The sequence below is a fragment of the Candidatus Symbiopectobacterium sp. NZEC135 genome (genome assembly GCF_025962695.1).
This window is the reverse complement of record NZ_JAGFPF010000522.1, coordinates 1-1,273: the sequence shown is the minus strand read 5'-3', so window position 1 is coordinate 1,273 and position 1,273 is coordinate 1. Positions and strand designations below refer to the sequence as shown.

General features: G+C 54.2%; 2 protein-coding genes. Both read left to right on the top strand.

Features of this window, described 5'->3' with window-relative positions; translation table 11 throughout:
• Positions 1-270: molecular chaperone (locus J5224_RS28425; protein WP_413544739.1), on the top strand; the 270-nt coding region annotated here is incomplete at its 5' end.
• Between the two features lie 60 nt (positions 271-330).
• The coding region (locus tag J5224_RS28420; RefSeq protein WP_264628452.1) for a fimbria/pilus outer membrane usher protein at positions 331-1,273 on the top strand (943 nt) is incomplete at its 3' end.

The window sequence follows — 1,273 nt, the reverse complement described above, 5'->3', positions numbered from 1 at the left end:
AAACAAGCTGTCGCCGAGATGGCACCCAAACTGCGTTTTAAGCGCGAGGGAAACCAACTGGTTGCTGATAATCCCACGCCCTACTGGCTAACTTTTTCTCGATTGAAAGTCGGCACGCACGCGCTGAGCAAGCCCCAACTGAGGCTGATGGTGCCGCCCTTTGGCAAACAATTTTATGCTTTGCCACCTGGCGCTACGGGAAAAAACGTCGTCTGGCAGTTGATTGACGAAGACGGGTGGAATACAGAGGTAGAGCAACGCGCCTTGTAGTGCATTCCCCTTACGCTGCTGAACAGTAGCTAACCCTTTGTGACTTAAGAGTCGTCAACAATGCGAAAACAAAAACAATATTTTGACGCATTTCCTCTCTCGCCTCTGGTTGGCGTGTGCATGTTGGCGACGGGTAACGTCTGGGCACAGGACTACTTCGATCCGGGCCTGCTTTCACTGGGCGGCGCGCAGTTAACAACTACCGATCTTAGCGTGTTCGACAAGCCCGGCAATATTCCTCCCGGCACCTATATGGTTAACGTCTTCGTCAACCAGTTGGATCAGGGGCAACACACGCTGGTCTTCAACGCGAATGCGCAGGGAAAAGTCGAACCAGAACTCACGCCCGCGATGCTGCATGAGCTAGGTATTAACACGCAAGCCTTGCCCGCCTTTGCGCGTTTGCCTGCGGAAAAGCCGGTAGAGAATCTGGCAACCCTGATTCCCGAATCCTCTGTCCGCTTTAATTTTAACCAGCTACGGTTGGATCTCAGCATCCCACAGGTTGCACTGCGCCCCAACATCCGCGGTGCCGTCGATCCTGCACTGTGGGACCACGGCATTCCGGCTTTTTTACTGAATTACACGGTTAACGGCGGACGCAACTGGCAAGATGCGCAGTACGGCATGGAAAAGCAGACGCAGACCAACCTGTTCGCCAACCTGCGTGCCGGGATCAATCTCGACGCCTGGCGGTTACGCAGCACCATGACGTATACCCGCAACAGCGCCAGTCGCAACGGCGAAGAAAACCAAAGCAATCAAAATACGCAGTTCACTAACACTTACCTGCAACGGGACATTACGCCCTGGCGTTCTGAAATATTGTTGGGTGAAAGCACCACCAGCAATGACGTGCTCAACAGCGTCCCCTTCCGCGGTGTCAAACTTAACTCCAACGATGACATGTTGCCGATCAGCCAGCGTGGTTTTGCGCCGGTGATCAGCGGTATTGCGCAAACCAACGCCCGCGTCACCCTGAGCCAGAACGGTAACGTGGTCT